This window comes from Providencia sp. PROV116, from assembly GCF_028482485.1.
Taxonomy (GTDB): domain Bacteria; phylum Pseudomonadota; class Gammaproteobacteria; order Enterobacterales; family Enterobacteriaceae; genus Providencia; species Providencia rettgeri.
This window is the reverse complement of the sequence record NZ_JAMPQO010000011.1, coordinates 1-16,823: the sequence shown is the minus strand read 5'-3', so window position 1 is coordinate 16,823 and position 16,823 is coordinate 1. Positions and strand designations below refer to the sequence as shown.

The window sequence follows — 16,823 nt, the reverse complement described above, 5'->3', positions numbered from 1 at the left end:
TATTATGAGTCTGGATTTTCTTGATTTTGAACAGCCAATCGCGGAATTAGAGGCGAAAATTGATTCTCTAACAGCGGTTAGCCGTCAAGATAACAACTTAGAAGTCAACCTAGATGAAGAGGTTGCTCGTTTACGTGAAAAAAGTGTTGAACTGACACGTAAAATTTTCTCTGATCTAGGAGCTTGGCAAATAGCTAAACTCGCTCGTCACCCACGTCGTCCATATACATTGGATTATATTTCTCGCATTTTTACTGATTTCCAAGAATTAGCAGGGGATCGTGCTTATGCAGATGATAAAGCCATTGTAGGTGGAATGGCGCGTTTGGATGGTCGTCCAGTCATGATTATTGGGCATCAGAAAGGGCGTGAGACAAAAGAAAAAATCCGTCGTAATTTTGGTATGCCAGCCCCAGAAGGTTACCGTAAAGCACTGCGTTTGATGGAACTGGCTGAGCGTTTTAACTTACCTATTATCACCTTTATTGATACTCCAGGTGCTTATCCGGGAGTTGGTGCTGAAGAGCGTGGTCAGTCAGAAGCTATCGCACGTAATTTACGTGAAATGTCACGTTTATCTGTCCCAGTCATTTGTACCGTTATTGGTGAAGGTGGCTCTGGTGGTGCACTTGCTATCGGTGTGGGTGATAAAGTCAATATGCTGCAATACAGCACTTATTCTGTTATTTCACCAGAAGGCTGTGCATCTATCCTATGGAAAAGTGCAGATAAAGCACCATTAGCAGCAGAAGCAATGGGAATTACTGCCCCACGTCTTAAAGAACTGAAATTAATTGATAATGTTATTCCTGAGCCATTAGGCGGTGCACATCGTAATTACGATGAAATTGCAGAACAGCTAAAAGCACGACTAACTGAGGACTTAGACGAATTAGAATTATTAGATGCTGAAGCATTGAAAAACCGTCGCTATCAGCGCCTGATGGACTATGGTTATTGTTAATCATTAACAGCTAATTATTAATAAATACGGGAGTTTGCTTTTGCCAGCTCCCGTTTTTTATTTTTAAGCTAGTCATTTTTAATGATAACCGAGTGTTTTGATTTAAATTATTCATCTGCTGAAAATAACTATAGATAGGGACTAGGGTGCGACAATATAATTATTTGCTATATGCTTTTACTTGCGTGTTGATATGGAGCTTTATTCCTATTGTCTCTCGTTTTGGGCAAGAAGGCATGGACAGCTTTCAATTCCTGTTCTGGTCGAACGTAATATCTGCGATATCTGTGATTATTGTTGCTCTTGCTTCAGGCTATCGACTGATAAAATTGTTTATTTTGCCAAGAGATATATTAATCAAAGTCTTTGTTCTTGGCTTTCTTGACTGTTTATTCTATTTGTTGCTGTACTACGGATATTCCATTGAGAATGGTATCGCGGTATTGGTCATTCAATATAGTTGGCCATTAGTGATTATCTTGTTATCAGTGGTATTGCTAAAAGACAAATTAGCAGGAAGACAAATAATTGGTATCATAATCGGTTTTATTGCGGTGATTATTACTTTTACCAAAGGGCAAATTATGCAATTACATGTTGAAAACCCAACGGCGTTATTACTGGTTTTTAGTGGTGCATTTTGCTTTGCTCTAATGTCAGTTTTCTCCCGTCAATATTCGATTGACCCCTATATTAGTACCGTATGGTTATTTATTTTTTCAACGCTGACTTCTTTTGTCTTATTGATGCTGTTTAGTGAAATGCGATTACCTTCAAAAGCGGCTTTTTGGCCAACGTTGATTAATGGTATTTTAATCAATGGGGTGTCTTACATTTTATGGTTCAAGGCGATGAATACAGGGCACTCGGCGAAAATAGCTTCTGTGGTATTTTTGTCTCCCGTATTATCGGTGCTCTGGTTAGTGTTAATCTTAAATGATACTTTTGAAATTGCGTATGCAATAGGGGTATTACTGGTAATTATTTCTGGTGTTCTGTGTGTTGGCGCAAAGAGCCAAAGTCAGAAGTTGTGAGAAGGGCGAATAAATGTCACAGCATTCGCAAGTCATTGTTGATAGAGTTCTTAATAAAATAAGCGGTATCGAAAAGATCCTAGTGGGATTCAGTGGTGGTATTGACTCAACAGTTTTATTACATGCACTTTATCTTATTCGAAAGCAGCAGCTTCCTCTGTTAGAGGTTCGCGCTATTCATATTCATCATGGGTTGAATAGAAAAGCAAATGAATGGGAGCAGCATTGTACTCAATTGTGTTTACAGTGGGACATTCCTTTCATTTGCCGACACGTAGTGGTTGATTCAAGCCAAAAAGGTATTGAAGCAGCGGCACGAGATGCCCGTTATCAGGCTTACCGAGAAGAATTACAAGAAGGTGAGGTGCTAGTTACGGCTCAACACCTTGATGATCAAGCAGAAACTTTCATGTTAGCGTTAAAGCGTGGTAGTGGGCCAGCAGGGTTGTCTTCAATGCCTGAACAATTAACCTTTTCAGCATGTTGCGGTTCAACATCGCTGCTACGACCATTACTCTCAACACCCCGTATAGCGCTAGAAGCTTATATGCAAGAGCAGCAATTATCGTGGGTTGAAGACGATAGTAACCAAGATGATCGTTACGATAGAAATTTTTTACGCCTGAATATCATGCCTGTTTTGACTGAGCGTTGGCCGCATTTTTCGAGTGCAGTTGCCCGCAGCGCAGCGTTATGTGCAGAGCAAGAAACATTACTTGATGAGTTATTAAAAGATACCCTTGATGAAATGATGGATTATCGAGGGGGGCTATTTATTGATGACTTGAATGCCTGTTCATCAGCAAAACGCAATGCACTTATTCGCCGCTGGGTTGGTCTGCATCAGCTACCAATGCCCCCATTTAACCAATTGGAACGTATTTGGCAAGAAGTGGCGTTAGCTCGGCAGGATGCGGATCCTATTTGCCGTTTAGGGCAATTCGAAATTCGCCGTTATCAAGGTGCGTTGTGGGTTGTTAAGCGCATTAATAGCTTAGTTAATCAACAGCTTGAATGGATTTATCCTGAGGTTTTTGAGTTACCTGAATCCTTAGGGGTTCTACAAGTTATGGAAGGCGAGGGGCAAATACGTCCACCATTTTCTCATGAAAATGTGACGGTTCGTTTTGGGCTGCAAGGCACGCTCAATATTGTTGGACGCCATCGTTCAAGAAGCAGTAAGAAGATCTGGCAAGAATTAGGAGTAGCTCCATGGATGAGAGAAAGAGTGCCTCTAATTTATTATAACGACCAGCTCATTACTGCGGTGGGGTGTTTTATTACTCCTGAAGGAATGGTTGATGAAGCATCTCTTGGTATTGCTATCGATTGGCAAAAAGAGAGTGAATTTAAGGTGTTGAGTTAATGAGAAGCCCCTTATGACTGTGATTACCATAAGGGGCCATAGAAGGACTCAAAATAGCGAGTATTAGTGAGAGTGGTCGACAACAATCGTGCCGATTTCTGGATGACTGAAGGAAATTATGCAATCCAATCTTAACTCCTTGGTTCCTTCATGTGTCTCAACAATCAGGTACTCAACTTTTTTTCGTAGGAGTAAATCATTGGCCTGCCCCTCAATATTCACGCCGTCATTAAGTGCTATTTGCAATTTTAGCTGACGTTGGCATGCGATTTCTAGATATTCGTAATCATCACAATTGATAGGTTGATATTCAGTATCTGTAGACATATTCCCTCACCACTGTGTTAGTGGCGGTTATTGCCGCCTTGAACATGTTGTACCAAGCAAAAATGTGCTTAGTACGATAATAGCACAGTAACTTTAATAACTATAATCACAGCACTGGGAAAAAGACAATTCTTATTCACTAAATCAATGCATAACGTATTTTATCAGTAATGTCCGAATATTCTTATGTTTGCCATATTTTTATTAGATGAAATGCTATGATGTTTATATTGGTTAATAAGTTAAAACACATGGTTTTAAGGGAATTATAATGAAAAAATCACTAATGTTAGTCTTAATGGCGGTTGGAAGCATTACGTTAGCTGGCTGTCAGAGTGCGACAAAAAATATTGATGCAGCACCAGTCGATAAAGTATATACAGGCGTTTTACCTTGTGCAGATTGCTCTGGTATTGAGGCGACATTGTTAGTTAACCAAGACGGTAGTTATGTTGAACAGCTTGTCTACTTAGGAACGAAAGATGGTGATACTGCTTTCCATGATACTGGTAAATGGAATATAGAAAATAATAAATTACGTGCAACTAATCCTAAAGGTGAGAGCACTTATTTTGCTCAATCAGCAGATGGCCAATCAATGACCTTACTGGATTTAGATGGTAACCCGATTGAAACACAGATGAATTATACATTAGACCAAGTTAAGCCAAGTAAAAAAGTGGGGCAATACCGCTATATGGCAGATGCAGCTGTATTCACAGAGTGCGCTAGTGGTCGTCAATATGCAGCTTCTGGTATCGAATTAGAAAAAGCGTATGGAGAAACGGGTGTAGATGGTGGTACGCCAGTCTACGCTGAAATTGAAGGTTATTATACTATTCGTCCTTCAATGGAAGATGGTCAGTTCGACTCAGCATTAGTACCAACAGGTACAATTAAATTCGACAAATCGGCTTCTTGTAACTAATTCGTACTTTTTCCTTTCTTAAAAGACCCACTTCAACTGAAGTGGGTCTTTTTCTTTCGGACTCCTAAATTATCGACTAACGCCTCGTATTCTCTATCTTTAATTCATTTCTTATCATTATTTGACATCAGTATAACTTTTTTATTGACGCAAAATATTTATATAAATGTGAAGGTCGTCATAGCTGCTGGTCAATAGGAGACAATTGTTGCTCAGTTTGAATTATCGAAAAGGCTGGGAAGGCAGTATACTCAATTCAACTAGAGATAATTATACTCTTTAGCGTGTAGGGCTGAGTTATATGATAAGTCTATAAGAAAACTTATAAGTCACAGCGGTAATAAAAAATAGAACGAATTAAAGGATAAGGAATGAATAAGAAAAATATTTATCTATTTTGTTCTGCAGGTATGTCTACCTCACTGCTAGTTAACAAAATGAGACAGCAAGCAGAAAAATATGATGTACCTGTCAATATTGAAGCCTTCCCTGAAAGCTTAGCTTCAGAGAAGGGTGTAGATGCGGATGTAATATTGCTGGGCCCGCAAATTGCGTGGATGTTATCGGATATTCAGAAATTATTACCTAATAAGCCAGTTGAAGTTATTGATTCACTTTTATACGGAAAAGTGGATGGGCTTGGTGTACTAAAAGCCGCTGTTGCAATCATAAAACAACAATCGGCAAGCTAGTATCAAAAAGCTATTTACTACCTCTACAACATAATAACTCCATCGACATTAACGCTATTAATACAACGTAATTAGTTAAGAATGGAGCACACTCAAAAAAATTGAGGGTAATTTTATGAGTCTTTTTATCACTTCGCTTGAAAAGGTTCTCCTTCCATTCGCAGTTAGATTGGGAAAGCAACCTCATGTTAATGCAATAAAGAATGGTTTTATTCGAATTATGCCTCTGACATTAGTTGGGGCAATGTTTGTGCTAATTAATAATGTTTTTCTGAGTTTTGATACAGGGTCTTTTTTCTATTCTTTGGGAGTTAGACTAGAACCCTCAACGATAGAAACACTAAATGGCTTTAAAGTCATCGGTGGAAATGTTTATAACGGGACATTGGGGATCATGTCCTTAATGGCACCTTTTTTTATTGCGATGGCACTGGCGGAAGAACGTAAGGTGGATCCTCTAGCGGCTGGTTTGTTAGCCGTTGCATCTTTCATGACAGTAACACCTTATGACGTCAATGGTGCTTATGCTGTTGGTGCTAACTGGCTCGGTGGGGCAAATATCATTTCAGGGATCATTCTAGGGCTAGTCGTTGCTGAAATGTTCACTTTTATTGTTCGCCGTAATTGGGTGATCAGATTACCCGATAGCGTACCTCCATCTGTATCTCGTTCATTTTCTGCACTTATTCCTGGTTTTATTATCTTATCCATTATGGGAATTTTGTCGTGGGCATTAAGCGGTATTAGTAATAACTTCCATCAAATTATAATGGATACAGTATCAACACCACTTGCTTCTATGGGGAATGTTGTTGGTTGGGCATATGTTGTCTTTACGTCTCTACTATGGTTCTTTGGTATTCACGGTTCTCTCGCATTAACCGCATTAGATAGTGGCATAATGACCCCATGGGCATTGGAAAACGTGTCTTTGTATGCTGAATATGGCTCAGTTGACGCTGCGATTGCTGCGGGTAAGTCTTTCCATATGTGGGCAAAACCGATGCTTGATTCCTATGTGTTCTTAGGTGGAACCGGTGCTACATTAGGATTAATTATTGCTATCTTTATTGCATCACGCCGTGCCGATCATCGTCAGGTTGCGAAATTAGCATTACCAGCGGGTATTTTCCAAATTAATGAGCCGATTATTTTTGGTCTACCCATTATTATGAACCCAGTAATGTTTATTCCATTTATTCTTATTCAGCCTTTATTGGCGGGAATAATGGTCGCGGCTTATTATCTAGGGATTATCCCGCCAGTGACGAATATTGCACCATGGACAATGCCTACTGGGCTAGCTGCATTCTTCAATACAAATGGTAGTATTGCCGCTTTATTACTTGCATTATTTAACCTTGGTGTGGCCGTACTCGTTTACCTTCCATTTGTTGTGATTTCTAATAAAGCGCAAAACACAATTGATGAAGAAGAAAGTGAAGAAGATATTGCCAACGCACTTAAATTTTAAAATAGGGAGGAGCTTGCTCCTCTCATTAAAATAGAGATAAAAATATGTTTGAGCTTAATGATATCCAAGAAAATGCCACTACGGATGAACTTGAAGAAGTTGTCATGGGACTGATTATTAATGCAGGGCAAGCAAGAAGTTTAGCTTACACCGCATTAAAAAAAGCGAAAGAAGGTGATTTTGTGACCGCAAAAAGTTTAATGGCGCAATCTCATTCCTCGTTGAATGAAGCTCATAAAGTGCAAACCCAGTTAATTGAAAGTGATATGGGGGAAGGGCGAATCAAAGTAAGCCTAGTCCTAGTTCATGCGCAGGATCATTTAATGAACGCAATGTTAGCCCGTGAATTAATTATAGAGTTAATTGAATTACATGAAAAACTAATCCATTAGAGAGAGGGGCATGATGCAGACACTGATGAATAGAACCGACACTAATGCTGAAATTAAACTAGTTCAAGAAAGTGAACTTTTTAATAATAAAACCTTTCATGTCTTTATTTATAATAAAGTTGAGAGTGCAAGTGGACTGCATCAACATGATTATTATGAATATATGATCGTTTTAACAGGTCGTTGTTATCAAATAATTAATGGAAAAAAAGTTTTATTAGAACGAGGAGATTTCATTTTTCTTCCAATAGGGTCTCATCACGAAAGTGCTTATGATTTCGGGCCAACACGAATATTGAATGTGGGTATCAGTAAATCATTTTTTGATAAACATTATTTACCACTATTACCAAGTTGTTTTGTTGCATCACAAGGTTATCAATTGAAAAATGAGTTTATGGCTTATATAGAGTCCGTGATCGCATCATTAAATTTTCGTGATAGCGAATTTAATGAATTTATTGAATTAGTTACATTCAATGTAGTAAATCGATTACGCCATTATCGTGAAAAAAGTATGCGAGATGATGCACCGCAGTGGTTAAAAAGCACATTGGAAGAAATGCATGATATCGCTATGTTTAGTGAGAGTGCTCTACAAAATATGATTTCTATAACGGGAAAATCACAAGAATACTTAACCCGGGCAACAAAAAGATATTATGGCAAAACGCCAATGCAGATTATTAATGATATCAGAATTAATTTTGCTAAAAAGCAACTTGAAATAACTAATTATTCAATTACAGATATTGCTTTTGAATCAGGTTATAGCAGCCCAAGTTTATTTGTAAAAAAATTTAAAGAGCTAACTTCATTAACACCGAGTGATTACAGAAAGAATCTATTTAGCGTTGAACAAAAAATGGTAGGTTAAATTATTATCTAAATAAGCTTTCCATTTCTAAAATCTCTAGCATACCCATCTTTATATATAAAGATGGTGTGCTTTTCTATGTCTATTATAAAGGTCCATGAGGTTAATATGACTCAGAAATTAAAAGTTGTTACTATTGGGGGGGGGAGTAGCTACACTCCTGAATTACTGGAAGGTTTTATTAAACGTTACCATGAACTACCTATTACTGAATTATGGTTAGTGGATGTCGAAGAAGGTAAAGAAAAATTAGATATTATCTATAATTTATGCGAACGCATGGTCAAGCATGCCAATATACCTCTAAAGATATTTAAAACACTGGATAGGCGAGAAGCATTAAAAGATGCTGATTTCGTCACGACTCAATTAAGAGTTGGGCAATTAAAAGCGCGTGAATTAGATGAATCGATCCCTTTAAAACATGGTTATTTGGGACAAGAAACTAATGGTGCTGGTGGTTTATTCAAAGGGTTACGAACAATACCTGTGATTTTTGACATTATTAAAGATGTCGAAGAGATTTGCTCGAATGCTTGGATAATTAATTTTACTAACCCAGCAGGGATGGTCACTGAAGCGGTTTATCGGCACACTAATTTCACACGTTTTATTGGTGTTTGTAATATACCAATCGGTATGAAAATGTTTATTACTGATGTTCTGAAATTATCTGACAGCGATGAATTGTCTATCGATTTATTTGGTTTAAACCATATGGTTTTTATCAAAGATGTTATTGTAAATGGCTCATCGAGGTTTAATGAATTATTAGAGGGTATTGCCTCTGGAACGTTAAGTGCCAACTCAGTTAAAAACATTACTGACCTTGCTTTTGACGAAGGTCTAATTCGCGGGTTAAATCTGATCCCATGTTCCTATTTATTGTATTATTTTAAACCTAAGGAAATGCTAGCGATTGAGCTGGGTGAGTATTATAAAGGTGGTGCTAGGGCACAAGTCGTGCAAAAAGTTGAACATCAACTATTTGAACTATATAAAAACCCGACATTAGATGTAAAGCCTAAAGAGCTTGAATTAAGAGGTGGGGCTTATTATTCAGATGCAGCTTGTGAAGTCATCAATGCAATATACAATGATAAGCAAACGGAGCACTACGTCAATATTCCACATCATGGACATATCGATAATATTCCTGAAGACTGGACTGTCGAAATGACATGTATATTAGGTCGTGATGGTGCGAAACCGCACCCACGAGTAAAACATTTTGATGATAAAGTACTTGGCTTAATTTATACCTTAAAAAACTTTGAGATTGCGACTAGCCAAGCAGCAGTAAATGGTCAGTTTAATGATGTATTATTGGCGATGAATTTAAACCCATTAATTCATTCTGATAACGATGCGCGTTTAATTTCTAAGGAATTACTTATCGCCCATAAAAAATATCTACCCAACTTTGCTAAAGCAATACAACAGATTGAGCAAGAAGGTTAATTAACCAGATAGCTTATAGAATTAAGGGAGAGCATATGGCTGTACTACTTATTGTAAATGCTGATGATTTTGGGCTCTGTGAAGCTGTCAATTATGGCATTATTGAATCTCATCGTAATGGGGTTGTTCATTCAACTAGTGCGATGATGAATATGCCAGCAATATCCCATGCAGCTAAATTAAGCCAAGAAAATCCGAACTTAGCGGTGGGCATGCATTTTGTTTTAACTGCTGGAAAGCCCTTCTCATCAATGCCTACACTCAGCCGTAATGGAATGTTGGGGAAATGGCTTTGGGATATTGATATTAATGATTTAACACTGATTGAAGTTGAACAAGAGCTAAACCTGCAATATCAAATGTTTATCGAAATTTTTGGTCAAAAACCTAGCCATATTGATAGCCATCATCATGTCCATATGATTGAAGGTATTTTTCCAATTGTAGTTGCTTTCGCCCAAGAGAAGGGAGTTGCATTACGCGTTGATCGTCAATTAGAGAAGAATTGGCCACCATTATCATATCAAGTGGTGAGTACGGACTGTTTTAGTAGCGAATTCTATGGTGATGAAATTTCAGAAACACTGTTTTTGAAGATTATTAATGAAGCTAAGGTACAAGGTAATAGATCTATTGAAGTTATGAGCCATCCTGCTTTTATTGATAATGCACTATTAAAAAGTAACTATGCATATCCACGTTTAAATGAATTGGAAGTTTTAACATCTGAAAACTTAAAATCACAAATTTTGGTACATGGTTTTAAGATTGGTTCGTACCGAGACATCTAAAGAAAAAGCCCAAATTCAAAGTAACCTAAATTTGGGCTTTATTTTCTAGCTTTTAACCTGTTTTATTTACCGAGCTTACCTTTTAGGAAGCTAACAATATTTTCTAGACCAACCAGTTCTTTATCATCACTTCGGCGTGATTTATATTCAATTTGGTTGTTGTCTAAGTTACGGTCACCAATAACGATAGTATATGGAACACCAATCAGCTCCATATCGGCAAACATCACACCGGGGCGCTCTTTACGGTCATCGAAAATTACATCAATACCGTTTGCTTTTAAGTCAGCGTAAAGTTTTTCTGCAACTTCTTTAACACGATAAGATTTGTGCATATTCATTGGCAAAATAGCCACTTGGAACGGAGCAATTGCATCCGGCCAAATAATTCCTCGGTCATCATGGCTTTGTTCAATGGCAGCGGCCACAATACGCGTTACACCAATACCATAACAACCCATGGTGACGATTTGGTTATGGCCATCTTCATTTTGGACTGATGCTTTCATTGCTTCTGAGTATTTAGTACCTAATTGGAAGATATGGCCAACTTCGATACCGCGTTTAATTTGTAGTACGCCTTTACCATCAGGGCTTGGGTCGCCTTCAACAACGTTACGTAAATCAAAAGCTTCTGGTAATGCTAAATCGCGTTCCCAGTTGATGCCAAAATAGTGTTTGCCATCAATATTTGCGCCAGCACCAAAGTCGCTCATTACTGCAACGCTACGGTCGATAACAATCGGTAGAGGCATATTGACAGGGCCTAAAGAACCTGGGCCTGCATTCACCGCATTTCTGATTTCAGCTTCAGTGGCAAATTCTAATGGGCTAGCCACTAAAGGGTGTTTTTCTGCTTTGATTTCATTTAATTCATGGTCGCCACGAATTAATAAAGCGACTAAAGTGTGCCCTGAATCTTTTTTCGCGTGGACAATCAATGTCTTAACAGTTTTCTCAACAGGTAAATTGAATTGTTCGACAAGCTCTGCAATTGTTTTTGCATTTGGCGTATCAACAAGGCGCATTTCTTCTGTTGGAGCGCCACGAGGTGTTGTAGGTGCTAATGCTTCTGCGAATTCGATGTTAGCGGCGTAATCAGATTCGGTAGAGAAAATAACGTCATCTTCACCATTTTTTGCTAATACTTGGAATTCGTGGGATGCACTACCACCGATAGAGCCTGTATCTGCTTGAACAGCACGAAAATCAAAACCAATCCGCGTGAAAATTTTGCTGTAGGCTTCGTACATTGCATCGTAGGTTTCTTGCAATGATTCTTGGCTAGTGTGGAAAGAGTATGCATCTTTCATAATAAATTCACGTGAACGCATCACACCAAAACGAGGGCGAACTTCATCACGGAATTTGGTTTGAATTTGGAATAAATTCAACGGTAGTTGTTTGTAAGACGTAATTTCGTTACGGACTAAATCGGTGATCACTTCTTCATGGGTTGGACCGAGAACAAACGGGCGCTCACCACGGTCAACAAAACGCAGCAATTCAGGGCCATACTGTTCCCAACGTCCACTTTCTTGCCATAAATCTGCAGGTTGGACGACGGGTAAAGATACCTCTATAGCGCCTGCATTTTCCATTTCTTCACGAACGATGGTTTCTACTTTTCGCAGAACACGCACACCAGTGGGTAACCAGTCATACAGACCAGAGGCAAGTTTACGGATCATTCCTGCACGCAGCATCAGCTGATGGCTGATAACTTCTGCATCCGCAGGGGTCTCTTTTAGAGTTGAGAGCAGATATTTGCTAGTACGCATTGTATAGGTTCCATTAGAACAACAAGTTATGGCAAACGACTTATTTGCCAAGGTATATAGTGAGCTAGTCTACCAGTGACGAAGACTTGTCAAAAGGGGTTAAGGTGATTTTTCGTATGGTTCAATAGCGAATACTTCAGTCACACCATCAATTACTCGCCAACGAATATTAAAATCTAATAAATGGACTGCATAGTCACGTATTTCAGTAGATTGTTTTTTATATGCAGGGCGAGGGTCTTGCATTAAAACTTGTGAAATAAATTGTTTAATACCCGGGTACTGACTTTGATAAGTATTTAATACAGTTTCTGTATGTGGGGTAAATATAACCGGCATATTATCTGAAGGTGTTTCTTGCGCATACCCTGCAGTTGCAGTAGGTATTGCCTCAGCGAAAGGTAAATAAGGTTTTATATCGATAACTGGGGTGCCATCAACCAAATCAAGACTACCAAGCTCAAGGATCACTTGGTTATTTTTTATTGTTATTCCATGTAATTCAACAAGTGACATACCTATTGGGTTTGGTCTAAATGTTGAACGGGTTGCGAAAACACCTATTTTATTATTGCCTCCTAGCCTTGGAGGACGCACTAGTGGCTTCCAGCCATTTTTCATCGTTTGATGAAAAATGAATAAAACCCAAACGTGGCTAAATTGATTGAGACCTCGGACTGCATTTGGCTCGTTAAATAGAGAATTTAGATGTAAGCGTCCCGCACCTCCCTGAACAAGTCCAGGTTGGCGAGGGATCGCAAACTTTTCTTTATAAGGTGATTCAATGTGCCCAATAACATTAAACTGAAAAGATTGCATAAGATACTTATTCAACAATTTTTAATGCACTGCCTTCGCAAATAGTTGCCTGGTAACAACCTGGGGAGGTCATAGTTTGGCACTGGTGTAAAAGTACTGCATCAGCCGCAATATAGGCAGCCTGTGATAACATACTGTTTTTTGCGGTATTCAAATTTGCCGGAGGGCTTTGAACACTTTCTCGACAAGATTCCCCAGAAACAACACCTAAATCTTTGAAAGGCATCCCTAATAATTCTTCTGGACTATTCATTAATTTAACGTTTGCAGTGTTTGGTTTTGTCTCACTCGGTACAGGTTTAGACAATTTCATACTAGTGAAACCTTTATTTTGCCCTGGACTCGTGTATTGGTTAATTCCACACCCGGCTAACAAAAATGTCACCAAAGTGAGCAATAACAGTCTCATAATTATACCTTTCTTATATTATTCAAAATAATGCCGTTGTTTTATAGTCTATAAATTACAAAAAATACTAGACGGCGTTAAGCCGTCTAGTATTTTAATCGTTTTTTAAATAATAAAAAAGATTACCAGCCTTTAACTGCACCACCATCGAAGACTTCGTTAGCTTTATTTGCCACTTCATCTGATTGATATGCTTGAATAAATTTCTTCACATTTTCGCTATCTTTATTATCTTCACGAGCAACAATAATATTTACGTAAGGAGAATCTTTATCTTCAACAAATAAACCATCTTTTGCTGGGGTTAATTTAGGTGTAGCACTACTCGCCCAAGTAGTATTGATGATCGCTAAGGCAATTTTTTGGTCATCTAAAGCACGAGGTAATTGAGGTGCTTCTAACTCAACAAATTTCAGGTCTTTCGGGTTTTCAACCACATCTAAAACTGTTGGCATTAAACCTGTACCATCTTTTAATTTAATTAAACCTTGTTGTTGTAATAACAGTAATGAACGGCCTAAGTTAGTTGGGTCATTTGGTAACGCAATTTGTGAACCATCTGCAAGTTCATCAACTGACTTAATCTTTTTAGAGTAAGCCGCAATTGGATAAATAAAAGTATTTCCAACAGGGACTAATTTATAGTTACGGTCTTTAATTTGCTGATCAAGATAAGGCTTGTGCTGGAATGCGTTCGCATCGATATCGCCTTTACTTAATGCTTCGTTTGGTAAGACGAAGTCATTAAATGAAACAAGCTCAACATTTAAACCGTATTTTTCTTTAGCTACTTTTTGCGCGACTTCAGCAACTTCTAATTCTTTGCCCATGATCACACCAACTTTAATGCTGTTAGCATCTTTCTCTTTTTCACCACAACCAGTGAGAACGAGTGTGCCTAATAGCGCGCCGACAACTGCGATAGATTTTAATTTAATAGACATTGGTTTACCCCTTTAAAACGGACTTTATAAGCACCTCAACGGCGCCGCTATTTTACTAACTATCGATGTGAAACTTTTTTCATTAAATACTCGCCACCAAACTGAATTAGATTTACTAAAATGACGAGTAGAACAATAACGGTATTCATCACAACAGGGTTATAGGTTTGATAACCATATTGTAGTGCGATTTGGCCTAAACCACCGGCACCAACGGCACCACCCATTGCAGAATATCCGACTAACATAATTAACGTGATAGTGGCTGCATTAATTAAACTTGGCAATGCTTCAGGGATTAAAATCTTGCGAATAATCTGAAGCGGAGTTGCCCCCATAGCGCGAGCAGATTCAATTAAGCCACTTGGAATTTCTAATAGCGCATTTTCAACCATACGAGCAATAAACGGTGCGGCCCCAATAGTTAAAGGCACGATAGCCGCTTTTAAGCCAATAGTCGTCCCAACAAGAAACGACGTTAATGGAATAATCCAAACTAGCAAAATAATAAACGGTACTGAACGGAAAATATTAACAACAACCGCAAGAGCACGATATAAGCCAACATTTTCCATAACTTGATCTTTGCGCGTAATATAGAGCAACACGCCTAAAGGTAAACCTAAAACAAAACCTAAAAAGCCGGAAACAAAGGTCATTGTGATAGTGTCAATTGTGCCGTTAATCAGCAGATAAATCATTCTCTCAGACATAACCCAAAACCTCTACTTTCACGTGGTGCTCTTTCAAAAATGCAATTGTGGACTCAACGCCACCATTGATGCCATGTAGCTCTGCTAGCATCACACCAAATTTCACGCCGCCAGCGTAGTCAATTTGTGAACTTAAAATATTAATATCAATATCAAACTTACGTACTGCCATTGAAATTAAAGGTGCATCAACAGACTGCCCTGTAAATTCGAGCTTAAGTAATGGAGATAGGTCTTGACCTGGTTCTGTTTTCAATCGTTCTTTATAATCATCTGGAATATCAATGACTAATGTTGACTGTATAAATGCTTGAGCGACAGGTGTTTTTGGGTGAGAGAATACTTCACTCACTTTATCTTGCTCGATTAATTGACCACCACTTATTACAGCAACTTGATCACAAATACGTTTTACAACATCCATTTCGTGAGTAATTAATAAGATAGTTAGTCCTAATCGGCGGTTAATATCTTTCAACAATTCTAAAATTGAACGAGTTGTCGCCGGGTCTAATGCACTTGTAGCTTCGTCACATAGCAATACTTTAGGGGAATTAGCTAATGCGCGAGCTATAGCTACACGTTGTTTTTGTCCGCCGGATAAATTCGCAGGATAAGCATCTTTCTTTTCACTTAAACCAACTAAATCTAGTAATTCATTCACACGTTCTTTAATTTTTTCTTTAGGCGTATTATCAAGCTCTAAAGGTAGAGCAACGTTATCAAAAACAGTGCGTGAAGATAACAAGTTAAAATGTTGAAAAATCATGCCAATGCCGCGACGTGCTCTCGTCAAGGTTTTTTCAGTCATCGACGTTAAATCTTGCCCATCAACAATAACTTGGCCTGAAGTTGGGCGCTCAAGCATATTTACGCAACGAATAAGTGTACTTTTACCTGCACCTGAAGCACCAATAACGCCATAGATCTGACCAGCAGGCACATGCAAGCTAATATCAGTAAGTGCTTGAATGTTACGGCTTCCTTGCTGGAAAACTTTATTAATATTTGAGAGCTTTATCATTTATAGTTTCTAACTTTATCTGAATTGTTTTTAGATAGTGTATCTAATAAGGTTGGATGTTAAGGCGTCTAGACGTCTAAGTCAATAAAGATTGTTCTATTTATTCTATTCTCCTTTTATTTCTTTTCATGAGATACTAAAAAAATACTAAATTTTAGGAGCAAACAGGTGAGTAACGGGATCCCAGCAGTCTTTTTAGATAGAGATGGAACAATTAATATCGATCATGGCTATGTGCATAAAATTGATGACTTCGAATTTATCGAAGGGTCAATTGAAGCAATGCTTGAATTAAAAAAGATGGGCTATGCATTAGTTATCGTAACCAACCAGTCAGGTATTGGTCGGGGAATTTATACAGAAGACCAGTTTATGCAACTAACAGAATGGATGGATTGGTCATTAGCAGATCGCGGTATTGACTTAGACGGTATTTATTTTTGCCCTCATCATACTGAAGCTACAGTAGAAGAATATCGCCAAGACTGTAATTGTCGTAAACCAAAACCTGGAATGCTATTAGATGCACAAGACTTTTTAAAGATAGATATGGCTTCATCCATTATGGTCGGTGACAAACTGGCTGATATGTTAGCAGGTAAAGGTGCTAACGTCGGTACGACCGTATTAGTAAAAAGTGGCGAGCCAGTCACAGATGAGGCAATTAATAATGCAGATCTTGTTATTAATAGTATTGCCGAACTGCCAGAAGCACTAAAAAGAATCAAAAAGTAGTCGTTTTGTGTGGTAAATAGGCAGTTAGAAAAAAAATGTAAAAAAACACTTGCCAGATTTTTCTGACTCCCTATAATGCGCCACCACTGACT

At 38.2% G+C, this 16,823-nt stretch carries 18 protein-coding genes; 11 read left to right on the top strand and 7 right to left on the bottom strand.

Annotated elements, in window-relative coordinates:
• Window positions 1-4 precede the first annotated feature (4 nt).
• The 3 genes from accA (at window position 5) to tilS (ending at window position 3,364) form a co-directional block, all read left to right on the top strand.
• Window positions 5-964, top strand: coding sequence for an acetyl-CoA carboxylase carboxyl transferase subunit alpha (accA, locus tag PSE72_RS08210; RefSeq protein WP_004908798.1), 960 nt, complete (start codon window positions 5-7; stop codon window positions 962-964).
• A gap of 146 nt (window positions 965-1,110) precedes the next feature.
• Window positions 1,111-1,998: a DMT family transporter gene (locus PSE72_RS08205; protein WP_115167778.1), complete on the top strand. Its 888-nt coding sequence runs from the start codon at window positions 1,111-1,113 to the stop codon at window positions 1,996-1,998.
• A gap of 13 nt (window positions 1,999-2,011) precedes the next feature.
• Window positions 2,012-3,364 carry a tRNA lysidine(34) synthetase TilS gene (gene tilS, locus PSE72_RS08200; RefSeq protein ID WP_115167777.1) on the top strand — a complete coding sequence of 451 codons (1,353 nt, stop codon included), beginning with the start codon at window positions 2,012-2,014 and terminating at the stop codon, window positions 3,362-3,364.
• Between the two features lie 63 nt (window positions 3,365-3,427).
• Here tilS and rof read toward each other — a convergent pair whose 3' ends face one another.
• A complete protein-coding gene (gene rof / locus PSE72_RS08195) occupies window positions 3,428-3,691 on the bottom strand; it encodes a Rho-binding antiterminator (RefSeq protein WP_004908806.1) in 264 nt (87 codons plus the stop codon).
• A gap of 271 nt (window positions 3,692-3,962) precedes the next feature.
• Here rof and nlpE point away from each other — a divergent pair, with 271 nt between their 5' ends.
• The 7 genes from nlpE to chbG all read left to right on the top strand — a co-directional run bounded on the left by nlpE (window position 3,963) and on the right by chbG (window position 10,306).
• Entirely contained in the window at window positions 3,963-4,619 is a 657-nt protein-coding gene (gene nlpE / locus PSE72_RS08190) for an envelope stress response activation lipoprotein NlpE (RefSeq protein WP_109911812.1), read from the top strand.
• A 371-nt stretch (window positions 4,620-4,990) separates the two neighbouring features.
• A complete protein-coding gene (locus tag PSE72_RS08185) occupies window positions 4,991-5,311 on the top strand; it encodes a PTS sugar transporter subunit IIB (RefSeq protein WP_115167775.1) in 321 nt (106 codons plus the stop codon).
• Window positions 5,312-5,426: 115 nt separating this feature from the next.
• On the top strand, window positions 5,427-6,785 hold the full coding sequence (chbC, locus tag PSE72_RS08180) for a PTS N,N'-diacetylchitobiose transporter subunit IIC (protein ID WP_115167774.1): 1,359 nt from the start codon (window positions 5,427-5,429) through the stop codon (window positions 6,783-6,785).
• A 44-nt stretch (window positions 6,786-6,829) separates the two neighbouring features.
• Complete coding sequence (gene chbA / locus PSE72_RS08175) at window positions 6,830-7,177, top strand: PTS N,N'-diacetylchitobiose transporter subunit IIA (RefSeq protein WP_115167773.1); 348 nt, start codon at window positions 6,830-6,832, stop codon at window positions 7,175-7,177.
• Window positions 7,178-7,187: 10 nt separating this feature from the next.
• Complete coding sequence (chbR, locus tag PSE72_RS08170; RefSeq protein WP_198641592.1) at window positions 7,188-8,054, top strand: transcriptional regulator ChbR; 867 nt, start codon at window positions 7,188-7,190, stop codon at window positions 8,052-8,054.
• 108 nt (window positions 8,055-8,162) lie between these two features.
• Window positions 8,163-9,515: a 6-phospho-beta-glucosidase gene (locus tag PSE72_RS08165; protein WP_198641591.1), complete on the top strand. Its 1,353-nt coding sequence runs from the start codon at window positions 8,163-8,165 to the stop codon at window positions 9,513-9,515.
• A 35-nt stretch (window positions 9,516-9,550) separates the two neighbouring features.
• Window positions 9,551-10,306 (top strand): chitin disaccharide deacetylase, encoded by a 756-nt coding sequence (gene chbG, locus PSE72_RS08160; protein WP_115167772.1) that lies wholly within the window; start codon window positions 9,551-9,553, stop codon window positions 10,304-10,306.
• Between the two features lie 62 nt (window positions 10,307-10,368).
• Here the strand turns inward: chbG and proS are convergent, their stop codons facing one another.
• The 6 genes from proS to metN all read right to left on the bottom strand — a co-directional run bounded on the left by proS (window position 10,369) and on the right by metN (window position 15,996).
• The gene (gene proS, locus PSE72_RS08155) at window positions 10,369-12,087 is read right to left on the bottom strand and encodes a proline--tRNA ligase (RefSeq protein WP_115167771.1); all 1,719 of its coding nucleotides are present in this window, start codon (window positions 12,085-12,087) and stop codon (window positions 10,369-10,371) included.
• A gap of 99 nt (window positions 12,088-12,186) precedes the next feature.
• A complete protein-coding gene (tsaA, locus tag PSE72_RS08150) occupies window positions 12,187-12,906 on the bottom strand; it encodes a tRNA (N6-threonylcarbamoyladenosine(37)-N6)-methyltransferase TrmO (protein WP_272690946.1) in 720 nt (239 codons plus the stop codon).
• A gap of 7 nt (window positions 12,907-12,913) precedes the next feature.
• Entirely contained in the window at window positions 12,914-13,315 is a 402-nt protein-coding gene (rcsF, locus tag PSE72_RS08145) for an Rcs stress response system protein RcsF (protein WP_004908829.1), read from the bottom strand.
• 122 nt (window positions 13,316-13,437) lie between these two features.
• Window positions 13,438-14,259: a MetQ/NlpA family lipoprotein gene (locus PSE72_RS08140; RefSeq protein WP_004257378.1), complete on the bottom strand. Its 822-nt coding sequence runs from the start codon at window positions 14,257-14,259 to the stop codon at window positions 13,438-13,440.
• Window positions 14,260-14,318: 59 nt separating this feature from the next.
• Window positions 14,319-14,972, bottom strand: a complete 654-nt coding sequence (gene metI, locus PSE72_RS08135; protein WP_004257375.1) for a methionine ABC transporter permease MetI — start codon at window positions 14,970-14,972, stop codon at window positions 14,319-14,321.
• Window positions 14,965-15,996 (bottom strand): methionine ABC transporter ATP-binding protein MetN, encoded by a 1,032-nt coding sequence (gene metN / locus PSE72_RS08130; protein ID WP_004915275.1) that lies wholly within the window; start codon window positions 15,994-15,996, stop codon window positions 14,965-14,967. Before metN ends, metI begins: the two co-directional genes overlap by 8 nt.
• 168 nt (window positions 15,997-16,164) lie before the next feature.
• Here metN and gmhB point away from each other — a divergent pair, with 168 nt between their 5' ends.
• Window positions 16,165-16,731 carry a D-glycero-beta-D-manno-heptose 1,7-bisphosphate 7-phosphatase gene (gene gmhB, locus PSE72_RS08125; RefSeq protein WP_004915273.1) on the top strand — a complete coding sequence of 189 codons (567 nt, stop codon included), beginning with the start codon at window positions 16,165-16,167 and terminating at the stop codon, window positions 16,729-16,731.
• The last annotated feature ends 92 nt before the right edge of the window (window positions 16,732-16,823 follow it).